A 20,217-nucleotide genomic window follows, 5' to 3' on the forward strand; every position below is an offset into this window, starting at 1 on the left:
CCTAAGTGACTTAAACCTTAGCCCCTATAAATAATGGCCAAAGAAAAATTAGAATGTTCCTTCTGTGGAAGAAAAAAACCCGAAACCAATTTATTAATTGCAGGTATCGATGCTCACATTTGTGATAAATGCATTGAGCAAGCACATGGTATTATCCTAGAAGAATTAAAATCCAATTCAAATGGAGCTGTTCCGGGTGATTTAATTTTGCGGAAGCCAAAAGAAATCCGTGAATTTTTAGACCAGTATGTAATCGGTCAAGACCAAACCAAAAAAGTAATGGCGGTAGCGGTTTACAACCACTACAAGCGATTAATGCAACCGCAACACCATGAAGATGTTGAAATTGAAAAATCAAACATCATTATGGTTGGTCAAACCGGAACCGGAAAAACCTTAGTGGCTAAAACAATCGCCAGAATGCTAGACGTTCCTTTGGCAATTGTAGATGCAACTGTTTTAACCGAGGCGGGTTATGTAGGAGAGGATGTGGAAAGCATATTAACTCGTTTGCTTCAAGCAGCCGATTATGATGTGGCTAAAGCCGAACGCGGAATTGTATTCATTGACGAAATTGATAAAATTGCGCGTAAAAGTGACAATCCATCGATAACTCGAGATGTTTCTGGTGAAGGGGTACAACAAGCTTTATTGAAATTATTGGAAGGAACGGTTGTGAATGTGCCACCAAAAGGAGGTAGAAAACACCCCGACCAAAAATTTGTTGAAGTAAATACGCAAAACATCCTGTTTATTGCAGGTGGTGCTTTTGATGGAATAGAACGCATCATTTCAAAACGATTGAACCGAACGGCTGTTGGTTATGCGACTTCCAAAAATGCGGATAATATTGATAAAGATAATCTGTTGCAATACATCATTCCAAAAGACATTAAAGATTTTGGTTTGATCCCAGAAATTATAGGTCGTTTACCGGTATTGACCCACATGGATCCATTAGACAGAGTCACCTTACGTTCTATTTTAACCGAGCCTAAAAATGCCTTAATCAAGCAATATGAAAAGCTGTTTGCTATGGATGAGGTACAGTTTTCAATAACTAGTGAAGCCTTAGATTATATTGTAGATAAAGCATTGGAGTACAAACTTGGGGCTCGTGGTTTGCGTTCACTTTGTGAGGCAATCCTTACCGATGCTATGTATGAATTGCCAAGTTCTGAAGATAAAACTTTAGAAATTGATAAAGAGTATGCCGAGCATACTTTGAATAAAAATCTATTGAAACGATTGGAGATAGCCTCCTAAATATTTAAATTAAAAAAGCCCAGAATCTTCTGGGCTTTTTTATTTATTGCATTTCTTTTAATTGTTCTAAATAATCTCTTTGGTTCGATAATCTCGGAATCTTATGTTGTCCTCCCAATTTATCTTTCAATTTAAGCCAATCATAAAATAAATTTTCTCGAGCGACATTAATTTTGAGGGGGTTTAAGGTCATGTTTTTATAACGTTTGGCCTCATAATCGGAGTTTACTGATTGTAGCGTTTCATCAAGAATTTTAGCAAATAAAGATACATCTTCAGGTGCTTTTTTAAATTCAATCATCCATTCATGGGAACCTTTTTCTTTATTTTTCATGAAAATTGGCGCCACAGTATAATCTTTTACATCGCAGTTCAATTGTGAGCAGGTTTTTGCTATAGCTTGATCTGTATTTTCTACCATTAATTCCTCGCCAAATACATTGATGTGGTGTTTGGTTCTTCCAGAGACTCTAATTCGGTATGGATTTAAAGAAGTAAATCGAACAGTGTCTCCAATTAAATAGCGCCACAAACCTGAATTGGTGGTAATAACCACCGCATAATTTTTGAATAATTCCACTTCCGATAATGGAATTACTTTTTGGTTTGGCGTACCAAAAGTGTCCATAGGAATGAATTCATAAAAAATGCCATAATCCAACATCAACAATAAATCATTCGAATAATTTAAATCCTGAATGGCAAAAAATCCTTCCGAAGCATTATAAATTTCGTAGTATTTAAAATCGGTGTTGGGTAATATTTTTTGGTATTGTTCTCGGTAGGGTTCAAAATTTACACCGCCATGAAAATAAACTTCTAGATTAGGCCAAAGTTCAAACAAGTTGGTGTGGTTGGTTTCTGATAAAATTCGGTTTAATAGCACTAACATCCATGAAGGAACCCCTGCAAAACTGGTTACATTTTCGGTTTTGGTTTCATTAATAATGGCGGTTAGTTTAGTTTCCCATTCGCTCATTAGTGAAATTTTATTGCTTGGGGTGCTACTAAATTCTGCCCACAACGGCATGTTTTCAATTAGTATTGCCGATAAATCTCCAAATGAGGTGTTGTTGTTTTCATAAATTTGAGAACTTCCACCAAGGCGTAAACTTTTGCCCAAAAACATTTCGGAGTTTTCATTGTTATTCAAATACATGCACAACAAATCTTTACTTCCTTTGTAATGGCAGTTTTCAAGCGCACTTTCACTAACAGGAATAAACTTACTTTTAGCATTTGTGGTTCCGCTTGATTTGGCAAACCATTTTATGGGTTCTGCCCAAAAAACATTTTGTTCTCCTTTACGGGTGCGTTCAATAAGTGGCTCCAATTCTTCGTAGGTAGAAACCGGAACTCTCTCACAAAAAGTTTTATAATTTTTTATGGATTCAAAATCTTTTTCTTTGCCAAGCTCTGTGTCTTCTGATCGTCGAATTAAATTCAATAATAATTCTTCCTGTACTTCATTAGGATATTTTAAAAACAGTTCAATTTGATGGATGCGCTGTTTTAATACCCAAGATGCTATAGAATTTATTATTGGAAATGGCATTTTTTTAGCTTTGAGTTATGACTTATTGGTTTTGAATTATAACTTTACCAAAAATAACAAATTTTGTTTAACTTGATACTTTAATCCAGAAACTTAAAAGCAAATGATTTACGAAGGGGTCTTAACCAAAATGCAAACCGAATATTCCAATCCGATTCAATATTATTTGGTTTTTGAAAATAGTTTTTTGAGTTTAAATCAGTTGTTGGATAAGAATATTGAAATCAATTTTTTAGGTTACCAATGTTTGCAGTGTGGTAAAAAGAAGAAAATATTCCGTCAAGGATTTTGTTACGATTGTTTCATGAGTAGTCCTGCAGCGGGTGATTGGATTATGAAGCCCGAATTAAGTAAGGCTCATTTAGATATTGAAGACCGTGATTTAGAATATGAAAAGAGAGTGCAATTGCAGCCACACATTGTGTATTTGGCTTTATCTAGCGAAGTAAAAGTTGGAGTTACTAGAAAAACACAAGTGCCAACTCGATGGATTGATCAAGGAGCGGTGCAAGCCATTCCAATAGTTGAGGTTCCGAATCGTTATTTGGCAGGTATCACCGAGGTGGCCTTAAAAGATCATTTTGCTGATAAAACCAATTGGCAAAAAATGTTAAAAAATGAAGTCCCTGACGCCAATTTAATTCGGGAACGTGCCAATTTAAAATACCTTATTCCAAAAGAAGTACAAGACTATTTCCACCCAGAGAAGGAAGATTTATATGATCTTCATTTTCCTGTAATGGAATTCCCAAAAAAAGTCAACAGTTTGAATCTAGATAAATCCCCAAATTTTTCTGGGAAACTAATGGGAATTAAAGGGCAATACCTTATGTTTCAAGATGGCACTGTTTTTAATATCCGAACTTATGAAGGATATGTGGTGAAAATTAGTTTATGAGGATTGTGATTAAGTCATTGCGAGGTACGAAGCAATCTAATAATCTATATAGTCATTATGTCAATTATTTCTTCAAATAAATCATTCCAATTAGGGTTTAATCCCTGAATTAACTTGATTTTTTGAGCCCTTGATCCACCTTTTAATTGTTTTTCTCTAGCAATTGCATCACCTATCATTTGAAATTGTTCAAAATAAACTAATTTGTTAAGATTGTATTTTGCAGAAAATGAATTTTCAAATTTCTTTTCTTTATGTTGCAAGATTCTATTTGGCAAATTTGATGTAACACCAATATAATAAGTGTTATTGTATTTATTAGTGACTATATAGATAAATCCTGGTTTCATTCTTTATGTGATTGCTTCGTGCCTCGCAATGACTTAAGGAGTTTTCTTTTTGAACAACCCATTCAATAAATCTTTGGCTTGATTCACCACTTTTTTTGTTTTGGTTGTATCGCCAGATTTGGTGTTATTATTAATTAGATTTTCTAAAGCACTAGAACCTTGAGAAAGTAATTTTTGTTTCTGTTGTTTGGCAATATTGGATGCCAAACTTGTCGTTGCTGATTTAATATCAGTGGTAACTTTTGGTTTAGAAAAACTTCCCGTTAGGTTTGCATTAACTGGAATATTATCCAGTTTTGCAACATCACCAGGGGATAATTTTGCCAATAAACCACCTATTTCATTACCTAAATATTTTGCAGGTACATCAAATTTCAAATTGTAATTCATCAATTGATCAAAACCATGTGTTCCAGCAACCGAAACTTTAATGTCTTGGTATTTGATATCAAAAGGCTTCACAGTTACTTTCCCATCTTGAAAAGCCAAAGCCATTTTCACTTCATTTAAATTCAATTTTTTCAAATCGATAAATTTTAAGTTTTGACTGATGGTATTCAAGGTAGCAGAGCCACTAGGATTGATAGAAGTTCCGCTCATTTGACCAAAAACATCTCCAGAAAGGGTATTTAAATTTGGTGTAATTTCTTTATCATTTAAGTCGCCCGTTAGCTTAACAGTTGAATTAAATTTTCCAGCAATAACTCCGGCAATTGGCGCTACTTTTTTAAACATATCCAATTGGGTAAATGTTTGCGTAATATCTACATTATCCATTGCTAATTGCATGTTGAATTTTGATATTTTCTCTTTTGTAGAAACCATTCCGTTAAGGCCAATTTGACCGCCAAAAATAGAGGTCTTTACATTATCTAAAGTTACGGCTTGGTCTTTTACAATTAATTTCCCAGAACAATTTTTTAAGGTTAAATTATCATATAGTACGGTATTGGCTTTTGCTGTTAGACTACAATTTAAGAATGAAGGAATTTTCATTGCTGTTTTGGCAGCCTTTTCATCAGTTTTACTTGGAGCATCCGTCATGAAATCGGAAACAGCAATTTGATTGGAATTCATGTTGAAATTCCCTTTTAGTTCTTGGTTTCTGAAAATAAAACCATAAAAATTATCCAAAACTCCCGAAGCACTAATATCACTTTTCCCAGTAGTAGCAATAAACTCCTCAAGGTTGACTCTGCTGGGGTTAAACTGAATTTTTGCACTGCTAATGGTCATCGCTTTGCCCGTTTCATCTACATATTTAAACCCAGTAACGCTCATGGCACCCGCATTATTAATTTTTTGATAATCGCTTTTTTCTACCGAAGCCATATCAAACTTTGTTGTGACATCGGCTTTCAAAATCCCAGAAAGCGGTTGCTTTAATTTTATAGGGTAGGCTTTTGAGAAATTGCCCAAATTAATAGTTCCTTTTAGTGATGCGTCCACTAAGGCATTTGTTGCAACATTTTTAATGGTAGCTTTTGCGTTAAATACATCTCGGTCTATAGAAAATGACAACTGATCTAAATTCACATACGTGTCATTCATAACCCCGGTTTCATTAATTATTTTAGTGTCGATTATGATGTTTTTAACCGATTTTGGTAAGTCGGGATATTGAAAAGAGGCATTATTGGATGCAATGGCAATATTAAATTTGGGCACAGAAGTGTCTGAAAATAGTCCTTTCGCAAATCCAACCACAGTAAATTCCCCCGAAGTTTTTACATTTTCAATGTTACTTCGGTAGGCTGCTGGAATCAATCCTAAGAAATTTTTGAAAGAAGAGGTTGGGGTTTTAAATTTCAAATCATACAGCTGCCCTGTAGAAACGAGTTGTAAAAAGCCATCAAACTCCAATTCTAAATCATTAATCTTTGCTTTATTTTCTTTAAAAGTGTATTTGCTTTTATCTAAATCCATTCCCAAAATCGCATCCAATGAAACGCTCACATTTTTCATGTAATTCATTTTGTCCATACTCATGGATACTTTGGCAGTAGTTTTAGTATCTAAATCCAAAATGTTATTTGTGAAATCACCAGTTCCTTTATGGTTGATGCTGTCTAACTCCATTTTTATTTTGGTAGCTTCATTAGTGAATCTGAATTTGAAATTTTCAACTTCGTAGTTATTTATTTTGAAAGCTAATGGTTTGCCTTTATCCGTGCTTTCTTGTTTTTTATTTTTTAAAGCGATGTCGTAATTTCCAACGCCATCTTTATTAAAAATAATATTGATTAATCCATTTTTTGAAGCAATTCCTTCAATTTTCATGGGCTCTTTATCGCTATTGAAAAGTTCAAGGATTGACATTTTTAAATTCAGCTCTTGAAACGCGATTAGTGTATCTCCCTCAAAAGGCGCTTTGTTTATTACGGCTAAATTTTCAACAGAAATGGTTGCCTTTGGAAAACTCTTAAGCAAACTTAAATCGGCATTTTTAAAAGTTATTTTGGCGTCTACACTCTCATTAAGCGCATTTGTGATTTTTTGCTTGATAGCGTCTTGAAACAAAAAAGGAACGGATAATGCAGCAACAAATAGTACTGCGAATACAATTCCGCTTATTTTTAAAACCTTCTTTAATACCATTTTCTTGTCCATATTTTTCTATTCTAAATTTGTACTATTTTCCATTCAACTAAAGTTAGAAAATAAAACCGAATTATTCGTTAATGTTGTGTTATTATTTGTAGATCTCTTTAACAAAAAAATCCGCTTTACTAGTAAAACGGATTTTTAATGTTTTAGTGTAATAATTATTTTATTTTTAACTCATAAGCCATTCGTGCTTGAATACCTTTTTGAGAAGTCATTTGTTTAACGTGTTTTAAAACTTCATAATTTTCAGCGCCAATAGATTCTTTAATGATGCTTTCCTTGCTTTGTGCTAAACCAAATTGAGATAAAATGTCTCCAAATTCTTTATCGATTTCTGGATAATTTTTGGTTCTGTATTTAGTTGTTTTACCAAGTTTTGCGGCTTCTTTTAAAGCGTCATCCATGCCTCCAATTTTATCCACTAATCCAATTTTTAAAGCATCTTGACCACTCCACACTCTTCCTTGCCCAATGGCATCGACTTGAGCTGTGGTTAATTTTCTTCCTGCAGCAACTCTTTGTAAGAAGACACCATAAATTCTTTCAACTCCTTCTTGAGCAAAACCTCTATAGTTTTCATCTAAAGGATTGAACGGACTGTATTCTGAAGCGTTGGTATTTGTTTTAACAAGTTCTGTAGAAATACCTATTTTTTTAGCTGCTTCCGAGAAGTTTGGCAATACACCGAAAACACCAATTGAACCGGTAATGGTATTTGCTTCCGCAAATATTTTATTGGCATTACAAGCAATATAATATCCGCCTGAGGCTGCATAATCTCCCATAGAAACTACCACAGGTTTTACTTTTTTAGTAATTTCAATTTCTCTCCAAATTAATTCCGAAGTTAAGGCATTCCCACCAGGACTGTTAATTCGCAATACAATTGCTTTTACATTTTTATCTTTTCGAGCCTCTTGTAATGAACGGCGCATCGACCCTTCTCCAATTTCATTTACATCACCTTCACCGCTGCCAATTTCTCCTTGCGCATAAATAACAGCTATTACATCTTTAGAAGAAAAATCTACATTAGAAATTGCTACCTCATTTGCATAATCTAATATTGAAACCGAATTATACTCCTCGTCTGCGTCTACTTGAAGTGCTTTTCTAATGTCATTATGGTACACATCTTCATAAGCAATCTCGTCCACTAATTTTTCTTTTTTAGCCATTTCGGGAGTTCTTGCCAAAAGACCATCCGCAATTTGATTTAATCTTTCAACTGGTATTTTTCTGCTTTTAGAAATATCTACAATAACCGAATTCCAAACTGAGTTAAGCAATTGGGAAGTTTGTTCTCTATTGGCCTCACTCATTTTATTTTCTAAAAAGGGCTCTACTGCACTTTTGTATTTTCCATGGCGAATCACCTCCATTTTTAACCCCGATTTATCTTCGAAATCTTTAAAAAACATAATTTCTGCTGACAAACCTTTAAATTCAAATTCCCCAATTGGATTGATGTAAATTTTGTTTGCAACCGAATTTAAAAAGTATTCTTTTTGGGAATAAACATCAGCGTAAGAATAAATAAATTTTCCAGACTTTTTAAAATCTTCCAATTGATCGCGAAGTGCTTTAGTTTGGGCCACACCCAAATCGGAAGCATTATTTAGTATCGAAATTCCTTTAATCTTATCATCCGTTTTTGCATACTCTATAGCTTCTAAAACATCCGATAAGCCATTGTGCTCTGCAGAGGTATAATCAAAATCTTTAAAATTAACCTTTCCGGCATAATCATATTGTATTTGAGACAAATCCAATTCAATAATCGAATTGTCTTTTACAGTTACAGAATCTTCAGAGCTGCTAAAAAGCACGCCAATTAAAAGAATTCCGAAAAAACAAATCATTGAAAAAACAAATAAACCCACAATGGTGGCCAATACATTTCCTAAAAACTTCATAGTTATATAATTTTTCTTAATTAGTTGAATTATGTTTCATTTTGTTACAGTAACAAAAAGCACTAAATAAATAGTTATCAACAGAACGCACAAATATACTTCAATTCTGAATTTCTTTTAGTTATTTTGTGAACTATGAATCCACAACAACAAGTACTTCTTTCGCTAGGCAGTAATCAAGGAAATCGTCTTGAGAATATAGAGCAAGCCATTGCTTTAATTCATCAAGAGGTAGCCACTGTTGTTTTGGTTTCTTCATTGTATGAATCTGATTCTTGGGGGTTTGAAAGTGATTCTTTTTATAATTGCGCTATTGCAATTCATACCAATTTAGCACCTTTAAAATTATTAAAGAAAATTCTAAAGCTTGAAAAAAAGTTGGGTAGAATTCGAACAGAAAGTACTACCTACCAACCTCGAGTAATTGATATTGATATCATAGCCTACGGTGATGAGGTTGTTGAAGTCGAAATGCTTCAGGTGCCGCATCCGCATTTGCACAACCGTCTTTTTGTTTTAATGCCACTAGCAGAACTTGTTCCGCATTGGACGCATCCAAAAACAAAAAAAGCAATCTCGGAATTGATTTCCGATTGCGCCGATTCGGGGTCTTGCAAAAAAATAGGTTCGCTTAAAGCTCCACTTTCGAAAATAAATTTAGAACACTTTAATTACATTGCGGTTGAAGGAAATATTGGTGCCGGAAAAACCACTTTGGTTTCTAAAATAGCAGAAGATTTTAATGCCAAAACTGTTTTTGAACGATTTGCAGACAATCCCTTTTTACCTAAATTTTATAAAGATCAAAATCGGTACGCGTTTCCTTTAGAAATGTCTTTTTTAGCCGATCGATACCAACAAATTTCAGATGATTTAGCGCAATTTGATTTGTTTAAAGATTTTATTGTGGCCGATTACCACATTTTTAAATCCTTGATTTTTGCAAAAGTTACGCTTGCTGAAGACGAATTTAGATTGTATAAAACGCTGTTTGATATTATTTACAAAGAAATGCCCAAACCCGATTTGTATATTTATTTGTATCAAAATACGGATCGATTGCTGCAAAATATAAAACGAAGAGGTCGAAGTTATGAGCAAGAAATTCCCGCTGAATATTTAGAGAAAATCAATAACGGGTATTTGGATTACATTAAAACCCAGCAGGATTTAAATGTTTTGATTTTGGATGTTTCCGAACGTGATTTTGTGAAAAACCAAGAAGATTATGTTTTTATTCTTGAGGAAATTCAAAAGAAATTAGCCTAAGGTTTTTAGCTTTTGAAATAAATCCCAAACTACAATTCCGGCGCTTACCGAAATATTTAAAGAGTGTTTGGTTCCCAATTGCGGAATTTCAATACAACCATCACAAATTTTTATAGCTTCTTGCGAAACGCCATATACTTCGTTTCCAAAAACTAATGCATATTTTTTATTGGTTTCGGGTTGAAAATTATCTAAAAATACTGCATTTTCTACCTGTTCTATGGCGTAAACTGTGGTATTTTCGCTTTTTAATTTGGCAATAACTTCCAATACATCTTTAGCATATTCCCATGCTACAGTATCTGTAGCGCCCAGAGCTGTCTTGTGAATTTCTTTGTTAGGAGGTGTGGCAGTAATTCCGCACAAGTAAATCTTTTCGATTAAAAAAGCATCCGAAGTTCGAAATACCGATCCAATATTATGCAAACTTCTAATGTCATCCAGAATTATAATGATGGGTGTTTTGTCTGCCAATTTAAAATCGGTAACCGTTTTACGATCTAACTCACTATTTTCTAATTTTCTCATGTGCTTAATGGTTAAAAAAAAAGCTTCCATTTTACAGGAAGCTTTTAATTATTTTGAAAAAATATTAGCTTTTTGATTCAGTAGCAGGTGTTGGAGCATCTGGTAATACATTACCTTTGATAGTAAGAACTTTAGTTTCTTGACCAACAGCGTTAGATTTTACAGTTACGGTTTTAGTAAATTGACCTACTCTATCAGTAGCATAGTGAACTTTAATAATTCCTTTTTCTCCTGGCTGAATTGGTTTTTCTGGTTTAGTAGGAACTGTACATCCGCAAGAACCTTGAGTGCTTTCAATAACTAATGGTTTGTTACCGTTATTAGTTAAAACGAATTCTCTAGTTCCTTCCGCATTGTGTTGGATAGTACCGTAGTCAATAGTTTCATTTTCAAAAACCATTCCTGCACCATCTACTTTAGGAGTTTCTACTTTTGAAGCCGCAGCTTTTTTAGAGTTTTTTTGTGCGTTTACCGAAGTAACACCGAATATAGCTAATGCAGCTAATAATACAATTTTTTTCATTTTCTATTAGAATTAAAGAATTAACAAGCAAATCTAATAAAAAAACAAAAGGCACGTCTTAAAAAAAACTTAATTTTTAAAATTTATTTCTAAGGGTGTTTTTTGATTAGAAATATTTAAATTCGTAAACTCAATTTAAAAAACGATTAATTTGTCTTCTAAAGAAAAAAACCCAAAAGAAACGCCGTTGATGAAACAATACAACGAGATCAAGCGGAAATATCCGGATGCTTGTTTATTGTTTAGAGTGGGTGATTTTTATGAAACTTTTGGAGAAGATGCGATTCGAGCATCTAAAATATTAGGAATAATACTTACAAAAAGAGGCGCTGGATCTGAAAACGAAACTGCTTTAGCTGGATTTCCGCACCATTCTATTAATACCTATTTACCTAAGTTGGTAAAAGCCGGACTTCGAGTGGCTATTTGCGATCAATTGGAAGATCCAAAAATGACTAAAACCATTGTAAAACGAGGGGTAACCGAATTAATTACTCCAGGTGTTTCGATGAATGATGAAGTGCTGCAATCCAAATCTAATAACTTCTTGGCTTCTATTTATTTCGGAAAAAAGAATTTAGGGGTTTCCTTTTTGGATGTTTCAACTGGGGAGTTTTTAACGGCTCAAGGAAATGAAGAATACATTGATAAGTTACTACAAAATTTCAGTCCGAGTGAGGTTTTAATTCAGAAGAACAACAAAAATCAATTTAAAGATGTATTTGGAGAAGATTACAATGCTTTTTATCTTGAGGATTGGATCTATAAAGAAGATTATGCCCTAGAAACGCTAACCAATCATTTTCAAACAAATTCTTTAAAAGGTTTCGGAATAGAAGAATTGCTGGATGGTATCATTGCTTCGGGAGCCATTTTATATTATTTGTCCGAAACACAGCACAATAAAATTCAGCATATCACCAACATTCAGCGCATTGCAGAAGATGCTTATGTGTGGATGGACCGTTTTACTATTCGTAATTTAGAATTATACCACAGCTACAATCCCAACGCGGTTACCTTATTGGATGTTATCGATAAGACGCTTTCGCCAATGGGTGGGCGTTTGTTAAAACGTTGGCTGGCATTGCCTTTAAAGGACATAGACAAAATTAGAAGCCGACACGAAGTGGTTTCTTATTTATTGGATAACCAAGAAACGCTGAGTCAAATGCAACACCAAATCAAGCAAATATCCGATTTGGAGCGCTTGATTTCAAAAATTGCTACTGGTAAAGTTTCGCCTCGCGAGGTCATTTACTTGAAAGATTCACTCGATGCGATTATTCCTATTAAAGAATTGGCTTTGAAGAGCACTCAAGAGGCAGTTCGCGTAATAGGGGATAGTTTTCATAGTTGTGATTTGCTTCGCGAGAAAATAAAAACCACATTAAATCCGGAAGCTCCGGTTGCTATTGCCAAAGGAAATGCTATAGCGACAGGCGTTCATGCTGAATTGGATGAATTGCGTTCGATTGCCTTTTCAGGTAAAGAATTCTTGGAGGGAATTGAAAAAAGAGAGTCGGAAGCAACCGGAATTTCCTCACTGAAAATATCGTTTAATAATGTTTTTGGTTATTATATAGAAGTTCGAAATACCCATAAAGATAAAGTTCCTGCCGATTGGATTCGCAAGCAAACCCTTGTCAATGCAGAAAGATACATTACCGAAGAATTAAAAGAATACGAATCTAAAATTCTAGGTGCCGAAGAAAAAATTCACCAAATAGAAGCGCAATTGTTTGATCAATTGGTGCAGTGGATTTCAACCTATATAAAGCCGGTTCAGTTGAATGCTAATTTAGTAGCCCAATTGGATTGCCTTACTTCGTTTGCACAACTGGCTCAAGAAAACAAGTACGTTTGTCCAGTAATGGACGATAGTTTTGAGTTGGAAATTACTAACGGAAGACATCCGGTTATTGAAAAGCAATTACCTGTTGGAATTCCTTATATAGCAAATGATGTTTATTTAGATCGCGAGACCCAACAATTAATCATGATTACGGGTCCGAATATGTCGGGTAAATCGGCTATATTAAGACAAACGGCTTTGATAGTATTGTTGGCACAAATGGGAAGTTTTGTTCCGGCTGATGCTTTGAGAATGGGAGTTATTGATAAAATTTTTACCAGAGTAGGAGCTAGCGATAATATTTCAATGGGTGAATCTACTTTTATGGTGGAGATGAACGAAACAGCTTCGATTTTGAATAATATTTCCGATCGTAGTTTGGTATTGTTAGATGAAATTGGGCGAGGCACTAGTACGTATGACGGAATTTCCATTGCTTGGGCTATTGCCGAATTTTTGCACGAAAATCCAGCCCGACCAAAGACACTTTTCGCGACCCATTACCATGAATTGAATGAAATGGGTGAGCAGTTGACTCGTATTCGTAATTACAATGTATCGGTAAAGGAATTAAAGGATACTGTTTTATTTATTCGTAAGTTAGTTCCTGGCGGTAGCGCACATAGTTTTGGGATACATGTGGCTAAAATGGCTGGGATGCCTCAAATTGTGATTCAGAAGGCACAAAAGCTATTGAAGAAATTAGAGAAAGACCATTCAAGTGATGCTTTGCATGGATTGAAATCCAATAAAGACGAAATGCAGTTGAGTATCTTTAATTTAGACGATCCGTTGCTTGAAGAAATAAAAGCCGACATTTTGGGGTTAGACATCAACACTCTTACGCCTATGGAAGCATTAATGAAATTGAATGAGTTAAAAAGAATGCTTGGTTCGAAGTAAAGAATAGGTTTTCAAGGGGTTATGATTTTACCAATTTTTTTTAGAAAAAAGGTTTGTATAATTCAATATTAGTGTTACATTTGCATCCGCAATACCAAAGAAGTATTGCACATGTTCCTGCAAAATTTGATAATGCGAAAATAGCTCAGTTGGTAGAGCGCGACCTTGCCAAGGTCGAGGTCGCGGGTTCGAGCCCCGTTTTTCGCTCAACCAACTATAACTTTTATAGTTTATTTACATAAACTAAAAAGTATCTGCTCGGATGGTGTTGTATTTAATTAATTTTTTTTAAAAATTAGAATATAACAGTAGAAAAGCATAACGCTCGGATGGTGAAATTGGTAGACACGCTGGACTTAAAATCCAGTGAACAGCAATGTTCGTGCGGGTTCAAGTCCCGCTCTGAGTACTAAAAGCTTCAAACTTATTGTTTGGAGCTTTTTTGTTTTAATAAATTTGTAATTCTCTATGGGTACTTTTGTGATTACCAAACGAGTTAATGGATTGTATAAATATGAATTCATTTCCCGAAAAGGTAAGGCCATTTTAATAAGTGATGATTATGAACTCCGCTTTGAATGTGAAGAGGCTATTGAGTCGTTAAAGAATTCAGTTGAAGCTATTTTCTTTATGCGATTCAAATCAAAAAACGGCAAAATGTATTTTAAGGTTATTGTAGATGAAAAAGAAATAGCCGTAAGCAGAAGATACAATACCCAATTTTTAATGGAAAAGGGGATTGCCGAAATTACTAGATCCCTTCATAAATCTGAAATTTTAGATTTTTCTGTTTCTGCAGATGTCTTTCCTCCTGCTGAAGATATTTTCGGGTAAAGTAATTAAATAAGGCTTGTTTGTATGAGCTTGTCGAAGTCATTAAGCATAAAAAAAAGCTCCGCAATGCGGAGCTTTAATTTTTAAATTAGAAACTAGGTTCTAATTATTTTTTTGCAGGTGCAGCTGGAGCAGCAGCTTCAGCAGCTGGAGCAGCAGCTTCAGCAGGAGCAGCAGCAGTAGTGTCAACTTTTGCAGTATCAGCTACAGCAGCAGTGTCAGCAACAGCAGCAGTATCAACAGCAGTTGTGTCAGCAGCAGCAGCGTCAGCGTTTTCTGATTGTTTACAAGATACTACAGTTAATGCAGCAATAACAGCTAAACTTAAAAATACTTTTTTCATCTTAATTTAATATAAAAGGTTAATTATTAATTCGGAGCAAAGATATAAATTTTTTTAATTGAAAAAACATTTATTTCATTTTTTTAAAATTCTCTCCTTGAATTCCGCTTTTTATCTATCAATATTCATGCCAAACTTAAAGAAAAGTTAAAATTTATTTCTTTTTGGTGGTTTGAATGATCTTTAATTCGTTTATAAGGTTCTGAGCACCAGCATATTTATCAATAATAAATAATACATAACGGGCATCTACCATAATGTTTCTACAAATTTCTGGTGAGTAGAAAATATCACTCATGGTTCCTTCCCATACTCTATCAAAATTCAGGCCAATTAAATTTCCGTTGGCATCCAAAGCAGGACTCCCCGAATTTCCTCCTGTGGTATGATTGGTTGCGATAAAACATACCGGCATTTTGCCTTTTACACCATAGTTTCCGTAATCTTTTGCTTTATACAAATCGATAAGTTTTTTTGGAACATCAAATTCATAATCCCCTGGAATATATTTTTCCATAACACCATCTAATTTAGTAAACGGCTCATAATACACCGCATCATTTGGTTCGTATCCTTTAACTTTTCCGTAAGTAACTCGCAGTGTGCTATTGGCATCTGGGAAGTTTCTTTGTTTTGGAAATAACTCCAATATGGCTTTCATATACGTTCTTTGTGTAGCAATATTTTTTAAATTAAGGGCATCATAAGTAGGCGCTACTTTTTTAGAATAAGCTTCGGCCATTGCTTTTACTAATTGATATCCATTATCGTTATTTAGTTTTTCAATAACGGTTTTAGAATCCCCTTCAAGTAATTCTCTAAACGATTTTAAAGAGGTCAATTTCGAATTACTGAAAATTGCCTCAGTTAATTTGCTAGCATCCGCATTCAATAAGCTTTCTGGCAGGAATTGCTTTGGAGATTTTGTAGCATACAATTGAATTAATTGCTCAAAAACATTTTTGTCTACTTCGGCGTTGTAATCTTTATAGAATTCATCAATTCCTGTTGAAAGTGTGTTTTTTCTATCGGTAAATGATTGTTCCCCTTTTGAAGCAAGCAATTGTTCTAATTGATATAATTTGTATCCAACCGATAATATTTCGGTATTTCGTAAAGCCACTTCGGTAAAGTAATCTCGAGCCAAAGCATAGTCTTTAATTTCGGTATAATTTTTTTCAAAATCAGAAAGTAAATTTCCGTATTCTGCTTGTTTGCCCGATTGAATTACTTTTTCTTGGAATTCTTTTTCAAATTTTTGCTTTGCTGCAACCGCATTCGCTTTTTTCAAACCTTTGGTTTCACCCATCCATTTTTTCCAATAATTGGCAACACTTGCATATTTGGAAGCATACTGAATTTTTATTGCTTGGTCTTTTCTCATAAAGCGATCTTGTACTTTTAGCGCCGCATCACGAACTTCAATTTTAGCAGGATTTAAAGTTTCAACAATTTGATTTACTGCCACCGACGGCAAATATTCTTGAGTTCTTCCTGGGTAACCCATCACCATGGTAAAGTCGTTTTCTTTTACTCCCGAAATAGAAATTGGGAAGAACTTTTTAGGTTTATAAGGCACATTGTCTTTTGAATAGGCTGCTGGATGGTTGTTTTTATCGGCATAAATTCTAAACAAAGAGAAATCTCCGGTGTGTCTTGGCCAAACCCAATTATCGGTATCCGAACCAAATTTTCCAATGGAGCTTGGTGGTGCTCCCACAAAACGAATGTCTTTAAATGTTTCGGTTACAAATAATAAATATTGATTTCCATCATAAAAAGTTCTGATTTTGTTTTCTTGCCACGATTCTTTCGGCAAAGAATTACTTAAAGAAGAAATATTCTCCTGAATTTTCTTTTGCTTTTCGGCTTCTGTAGCAAGCGTTGCAACGCCTTCCAATACTTTAGTAGTAACATCTTCAATGCGAATTACAAACATCACCGTCATGTTCGGATTGGTTAATTCGTCTTCCATTTTGTATGCCCAAAAACCATCGCGAAGGTAATCGTGCTCTACCGTTGAATGGTTTTGAATGGCATCAAATCCGCAGTGGTGGTTGGTTAAAATCAATCCTTTATCCGAAATCACTTCGGCAGTACAGCCGCCATCAAATTGCGGAACCGCATCTTTAAGACTCGATTGGTTTACATCATAAATATCTTTGGCAGAAATTTTCATTCCCAACGATTTCATTTCGGTTTCGTTCATTCCTTTCAATAAAGAAGGAATCCACATGCCGCCTTGTTGTGCTTGGGTTTGAAATACAAATACTAAGAGTGCTAATTTTAAAAATTTCATGAATTTGGGGTTTTATTTTGATTTTACTAAATAGGTTGTTCCTTCAAAATTGAAGGTTTGGTCTTTTCGATACCAATTTATGGAGTCGAATAGTATTTTGATTTGATAGTTTTGAAAATCAACGGTAAATGATAAATCATCCACTTGAATATCTTTGGAAGCCGATTTATAATTATTGCAAAAGGCTTTTATTTGAGGCATAATGTCTTTTACTTCCTCATTGATTTTGATTTCATAAGTTGGATTTTTGCTATTATAATCATATTTGATGTTAATTTTATCCTTTCCAAGTGTCGTTTCTAAAGCACCTCCGTAGGTGCTTTTCAAATAATACTCGTATTCCTTGATTTCATAGGTGTTGGCGTCACTATAAATGCGCATATAATTATCTTCACTAACTGCCGTGAAATTCACATTTTTAAACAATCCATTATACCAATAGTTGTCTTTATCAACTAATTTTTTGGTTTTGGCATCTAAAAAAGATTTAATGAATTCATGATCCATTCGCTTATTTAAGTATTCAAATTTATCTTCAACATCCGTTTTAACCGAATCGGCAATTGGAGCTTTAAAATCAATTAAACCGTTTACCAATAATTTATTTTCGGTTAGCAATTGCTTTAATTCATTTTCTTGACTTCTTTTAGATACTGAAAATACATTAAAATAAGGAAATATCAAAGCAAAAACTCCAAATACAAATAAGGAAATCGGAATGAATTTAATGGTTGCTTTTTTATTGACAATAAAATACAACACCACTGATGTAAGCCATACCGAAATTAATAATACAAAGTACCTTGCTTCGGTATATCCGTATTGCAAAACTCTAGTGAATATTGCTACAAAAAGAAGTACAATTAGTGGAATTAAGGTGTAATAAAATATTTTGTTGAATAAGATTATCCATGATTTTGCTTTTTCTTTTTGTAAGGGATGCACCAATAAAAGTGCAAAAATTCCAACAATAGAGTAGGCAAGAACTAAATAGGAAACCCAACCTCTTGGCAACTCCCAATTAATGGTAATTTTTAAGCAATAGAAATATAAGATTACCACATAAATGATCAATAGCGGAATTAAGATAAATTGGGTGAAGAATTTTAAAACCACCGGATACGACCCTTCTTTTTCAAGGTATTCCAATCCCGATTCATTAAAAAGTAAGAAGATGAAAGTACTGCCAAAAATAGCTAGGGCAGCATAGGTTTCAAAGTAAATTTTACCTTCAAAGTTGAAATTAAACAACTCTTGAATTGCTAATATTGCTAATTCTACTCCGCTGGTTAAAACCCCAGTAAAGACTGCTGTTAAAAATAAATTGATGAACAAGTTTTTGTTGTATTGCCAAAAGTGTTGCTCTTCGTTTTCTTTTTTGGTAAACGAAATAAAAGCCACCAACAAATGGGAAAGGACGAAAGTCGGTACTATGACAAACCCATAAACTTCTGAGAAATTTTTCTCCTCACTAGGAAACACAAAGAAAAATCCTAGTAAGAAAAGAATCCCTGCCAATTGCCAAATCAAACCGTTTTTGATTCGTTGCGCCAACATTTTTAAAGCAAATTGAGAAGAAATTCCCAATGCAAATGTGATTCCTAAACGCATTAATAAATAGGCATCTTCTTTTCTTGAATCGGTTTCAATTCCGTATACAATCACAATAACCGTTGCCAATGACATGATTAAAACCAAAGGGTAGTTAAAAAGCAATGATTTAACTTTTGTTGCTATAAGGCTGAATTTATTTTTCATAATTTCATTTTTTAAATGATTAGTTATATGGAATTCAAAATAGTTACAGTGGCGCCTTTATTCATTTGAACAAAAGTTTCGCAAATGTGTCCCTTTTCATGGCGAACATCAATGTTGGAAACTAAATTGTCCAATGCTTCTTTTAATTCATGTGAATTGGATATAGAAACACAACCTCCTTGGTGTACTAAAGCAGTTGCTTCTGCAAAATGAGAATAATTTGGCCCAATAATAATGGGAACACCAAAAGTTGCAGGTTCTAGGATGTTGTGCACCCCCGGATTTCCGAAACCTCCACCAACATAAGCAATATCGGCATAGGAATAAATTTTGGTTAATATCCCAATGGTATCGATTATGAAAACTTGAAAATTGGCTGGGTTTTGATTTTCCTTTTCAGAAAATAAAAGCGTTTCTTTCTTAATTGCCGATTGTAGCGCGCCGATTTCTGATTGATGAATGTTGTGTGGTGCAATAATAAATTTCAAATCTTTAGGCGCCGAATTGATATAGTCTACCAAAATGGCTTCGTCTTTTGGCCAGGAACTTCCAATTACAATGGTTGTTTTTTTGTCTTTAAATTGTTCGATAAAATCCAAAGAGTTGTCTCGTTCTAATATTGAAACGACGCGATCAAAACGGGTGTCTCCAGAAATTTTCACATTGGTAAATCCAATGCTTTGCAGCAGATTTTTTGAACTTTCATTTTGAACAAAAAAGAAATCAAACGCTTTTAATGCTTCTCTGTAAAAACCACCATATCCTTTAAAAAAGGCTTGATTTTCTCTGAAAATTCCAGAAATTAAGTAGGTTTTTATGTGCTGTTTTTTTAGTTCGTTTAAATAATTTGGCCAAAATTCATATTTAATAAAAAATACTAAATCGGGATGAACCAATTCCAAGAATAATTTAGCATTGCTCTTCGTGTCAAGCGGAAGGTAAATTGTTAAATCGGCAACGGTATTGTTTTTTCGTACTTCATAACCCGAAGGAGAAAAAAAGGTAACTACAATTTTGTGGCTTGGGTATTTTAGTTTTATTTGTTCGATAACAGGTAATCCTTGCTCATATTCGCCTAAGGAAGCCGCGTGGAACCATATGGTTTTGTCTTCGGATTTTATTGTTTCTCTAATTGCACCAAAACCATTTTTTCTTCCGTTTACAAAAAGTTTCATTTTCGGATTGAAAAGTGCCAGCAGTTTGACTACTTGGGATGCGAACAACAAAAGGAGGTTATAGAGAAACAGCATCGTAATTTATTTGTGTTGCTAAGTTACGTTATTTTGAAACAGATTGGTAGATTTTATCTTTCA

The 20,217-nt window shown here is 34.1% G+C and carries 15 protein-coding genes and 2 tRNA genes; 7 read left to right on the top strand and 10 right to left on the bottom strand.

The genetic code is table 11. The features are described from left to right. Nucleotides 1-33 precede the first annotated feature (33 nt). Nucleotides 34-1,266: an ATP-dependent Clp protease ATP-binding subunit ClpX gene (gene clpX / locus ACKOWY_RS09280; protein ID WP_408941161.1), complete on the top strand. Its 1,233-nt coding sequence runs from the start codon at nt 34-36 to the stop codon at nt 1,264-1,266. A gap of 43 nt (nt 1,267-1,309) precedes the next feature. Here the strand turns inward: clpX and ACKOWY_RS09285 are convergent, their stop codons facing one another. Next, nucleotides 1,310-2,821: a GH3 auxin-responsive promoter family protein gene (locus tag ACKOWY_RS09285; protein ID WP_408941162.1), complete on the bottom strand. Its 1,512-nt coding sequence runs from the start codon at nt 2,819-2,821 to the stop codon at nt 1,310-1,312. 103 nt (nt 2,822-2,924) lie between these two features. On the opposite strand from ACKOWY_RS09285, the gene ACKOWY_RS09290 reads away from it, so the two are divergent. Continuing rightward, nucleotides 2,925-3,719: a DUF2797 domain-containing protein gene (locus tag ACKOWY_RS09290; RefSeq protein WP_408941163.1), complete on the top strand. Its 795-nt coding sequence runs from the start codon at nt 2,925-2,927 to the stop codon at nt 3,717-3,719. Between the two features lie 44 nt (nt 3,720-3,763). Here ACKOWY_RS09290 and ACKOWY_RS09295 read toward each other — a convergent pair whose 3' ends face one another. The 3 genes from ACKOWY_RS09295 to sppA all read right to left on the bottom strand — a co-directional run bounded on the left by ACKOWY_RS09295 (nt 3,764) and on the right by sppA (nt 8,592). Continuing rightward, a complete protein-coding gene (locus ACKOWY_RS09295) occupies nt 3,764-4,069 on the bottom strand; it encodes a GIY-YIG nuclease family protein (RefSeq protein WP_408941164.1) in 306 nt (101 codons plus the stop codon). Between the two features lie 33 nt (nt 4,070-4,102). Continuing rightward, nucleotides 4,103-6,679, bottom strand: coding sequence for an AsmA-like C-terminal region-containing protein (locus ACKOWY_RS09300; protein ID WP_408941165.1), 2,577 nt, complete (start codon nt 6,677-6,679; stop codon nt 4,103-4,105). A 155-nt stretch (nt 6,680-6,834) separates the two neighbouring features. Then, nucleotides 6,835-8,592: a signal peptide peptidase SppA gene (sppA, locus tag ACKOWY_RS09305; RefSeq protein ID WP_408941166.1), complete on the bottom strand. Its 1,758-nt coding sequence runs from the start codon at nt 8,590-8,592 to the stop codon at nt 6,835-6,837. A gap of 135 nt (nt 8,593-8,727) precedes the next feature. Between sppA and folK the strand changes: the two genes are divergently transcribed. Beyond that, complete coding sequence (gene folK, locus ACKOWY_RS09310) at nt 8,728-9,861, top strand: 2-amino-4-hydroxy-6-hydroxymethyldihydropteridine diphosphokinase (RefSeq protein WP_408941167.1); 1,134 nt, start codon at nt 8,728-8,730, stop codon at nt 9,859-9,861. On the opposite strand, the gene ACKOWY_RS09315 is transcribed toward folK, so the two are convergent. Both ACKOWY_RS09315 and ACKOWY_RS09320 read right to left on the bottom strand, forming a co-directional pair. After that, a complete protein-coding gene (locus tag ACKOWY_RS09315; RefSeq protein ID WP_408941168.1) occupies nt 9,853-10,389 on the bottom strand; it encodes an RNA methyltransferase in 537 nt (178 codons plus the stop codon). The genes folK and ACKOWY_RS09315 overlap by 9 nt on opposite strands. Nucleotides 10,390-10,453: 64 nt before the next feature. Further along, nucleotides 10,454-10,912 carry a DUF1573 domain-containing protein gene (locus tag ACKOWY_RS09320; RefSeq protein WP_408941169.1) on the bottom strand — a complete coding sequence of 153 codons (459 nt, stop codon included), beginning with the start codon at nt 10,910-10,912 and terminating at the stop codon, nt 10,454-10,456. Between the two features lie 151 nt (nt 10,913-11,063). Here ACKOWY_RS09320 and mutS point away from each other — a divergent pair, with 151 nt between their 5' ends. From mutS to ACKOWY_RS09340, 4 genes are all read left to right on the top strand, one after another. Beyond that, nucleotides 11,064-13,670 carry a DNA mismatch repair protein MutS gene (gene mutS / locus ACKOWY_RS09325; protein WP_408941170.1) on the top strand — a complete coding sequence of 869 codons (2,607 nt, stop codon included), beginning with the start codon at nt 11,064-11,066 and terminating at the stop codon, nt 13,668-13,670. A 134-nt stretch (nt 13,671-13,804) separates the two neighbouring features. After that, nucleotides 13,805-13,877: transfer RNA gene (locus tag ACKOWY_RS09330), tRNA-Gly, on the top strand. A gap of 116 nt (nt 13,878-13,993) precedes the next feature. After that, a tRNA-Leu gene (locus ACKOWY_RS09335) sits at nt 13,994-14,079 on the top strand. A 59-nt stretch (nt 14,080-14,138) separates the two neighbouring features. Further along, a complete protein-coding gene (locus tag ACKOWY_RS09340; RefSeq protein WP_408941171.1) occupies nt 14,139-14,504 on the top strand; it encodes a DUF1508 domain-containing protein in 366 nt (121 codons plus the stop codon). Nucleotides 14,505-14,610: 106 nt separating this feature from the next. Here ACKOWY_RS09340 and ACKOWY_RS09345 read toward each other — a convergent pair whose 3' ends face one another. The 4 genes from ACKOWY_RS09345 to ACKOWY_RS09360 all read right to left on the bottom strand — a co-directional run bounded on the left by ACKOWY_RS09345 (nt 14,611) and on the right by ACKOWY_RS09360 (nt 20,154). Further along, entirely contained in the window at nt 14,611-14,847 is a 237-nt protein-coding gene (locus ACKOWY_RS09345; protein ID WP_408941172.1) for a hypothetical protein, read from the bottom strand. Between the two features lie 154 nt (nt 14,848-15,001). Then, the gene (locus ACKOWY_RS09350) at nt 15,002-17,146 is read right to left on the bottom strand and encodes a S46 family peptidase (RefSeq protein ID WP_408941173.1); all 2,145 of its coding nucleotides are present in this window, start codon (nt 17,144-17,146) and stop codon (nt 15,002-15,004) included. A gap of 12 nt (nt 17,147-17,158) precedes the next feature. Beyond that, nucleotides 17,159-18,904 carry a DUF4153 domain-containing protein gene (locus ACKOWY_RS09355; RefSeq protein ID WP_408941174.1) on the bottom strand — a complete coding sequence of 582 codons (1,746 nt, stop codon included), beginning with the start codon at nt 18,902-18,904 and terminating at the stop codon, nt 17,159-17,161. Between the two features lie 23 nt (nt 18,905-18,927). Further along, nucleotides 18,928-20,154 (bottom strand): 3-deoxy-D-manno-octulosonic acid transferase, encoded by a 1,227-nt coding sequence (locus tag ACKOWY_RS09360; protein ID WP_408941175.1) that lies wholly within the window; start codon nt 20,152-20,154, stop codon nt 18,928-18,930. Between the last annotated feature and the right edge of the window lie 63 nt (nt 20,155-20,217).

This window comes from Flavobacterium sp. (assembly GCF_046073885.1).
Taxonomy (GTDB): domain Bacteria; phylum Bacteroidota; class Bacteroidia; order Flavobacteriales; family Flavobacteriaceae; genus Flavobacterium.

Excerpts from the sequence above, each read along its gene's own strand:
- folK (WP_408941167.1), top strand. The coding sequence starts at position 8,728 with ATGAATCCACAACAACAAGTACTTCTTTCGCTAGGCAGTAATCAAGGA.
- ACKOWY_RS09295 (WP_408941164.1), bottom strand. The coding sequence starts at position 4,069 with ATGAAACCAGGATTTATCTATATAGTCACTAATAAATACAATAACACT.
- ACKOWY_RS09315 (WP_408941168.1), bottom strand. The coding sequence starts at position 10,389 with ATGAGAAAATTAGAAAATAGTGAGTTAGATCGTAAAACGGTTACCGAT.
- ACKOWY_RS09290 (WP_408941163.1), top strand. The coding sequence starts at position 2,925 with ATGATTTACGAAGGGGTCTTAACCAAAATGCAAACCGAATATTCCAAT.
- ACKOWY_RS09340 (WP_408941171.1), top strand. The coding sequence starts at position 14,139 with ATGGGTACTTTTGTGATTACCAAACGAGTTAATGGATTGTATAAATAT.
- ACKOWY_RS09285 (WP_408941162.1), bottom strand. The coding sequence starts at position 2,821 with ATGCCATTTCCAATAATAAATTCTATAGCATCTTGGGTATTAAAACAG.
- ACKOWY_RS09320 (WP_408941169.1), bottom strand. The coding sequence starts at position 10,912 with ATGAAAAAAATTGTATTATTAGCTGCATTAGCTATATTCGGTGTTACT.
- ACKOWY_RS09300 (WP_408941165.1), bottom strand. The coding sequence starts at position 6,679 with ATGGACAAGAAAATGGTATTAAAGAAGGTTTTAAAAATAAGCGGAATT.
- sppA (WP_408941166.1), bottom strand. The coding sequence starts at position 8,592 with ATGAAGTTTTTAGGAAATGTATTGGCCACCATTGTGGGTTTATTTGTT.
- ACKOWY_RS09360 (WP_408941175.1), bottom strand. The coding sequence starts at position 20,154 with ATGCTGTTTCTCTATAACCTCCTTTTGTTGTTCGCATCCCAAGTAGTC.
- ACKOWY_RS09350 (WP_408941173.1), bottom strand. The coding sequence starts at position 17,146 with ATGAAATTTTTAAAATTAGCACTCTTAGTATTTGTATTTCAAACCCAA.
- clpX (WP_408941161.1), top strand. The coding sequence starts at position 34 with ATGGCCAAAGAAAAATTAGAATGTTCCTTCTGTGGAAGAAAAAAACCC.
- ACKOWY_RS09345 (WP_408941172.1), bottom strand. The coding sequence starts at position 14,847 with ATGAAAAAAGTATTTTTAAGTTTAGCTGTTATTGCTGCATTAACTGTA.
- ACKOWY_RS09355 (WP_408941174.1), bottom strand. The coding sequence starts at position 18,904 with ATGAAAAATAAATTCAGCCTTATAGCAACAAAAGTTAAATCATTGCTT.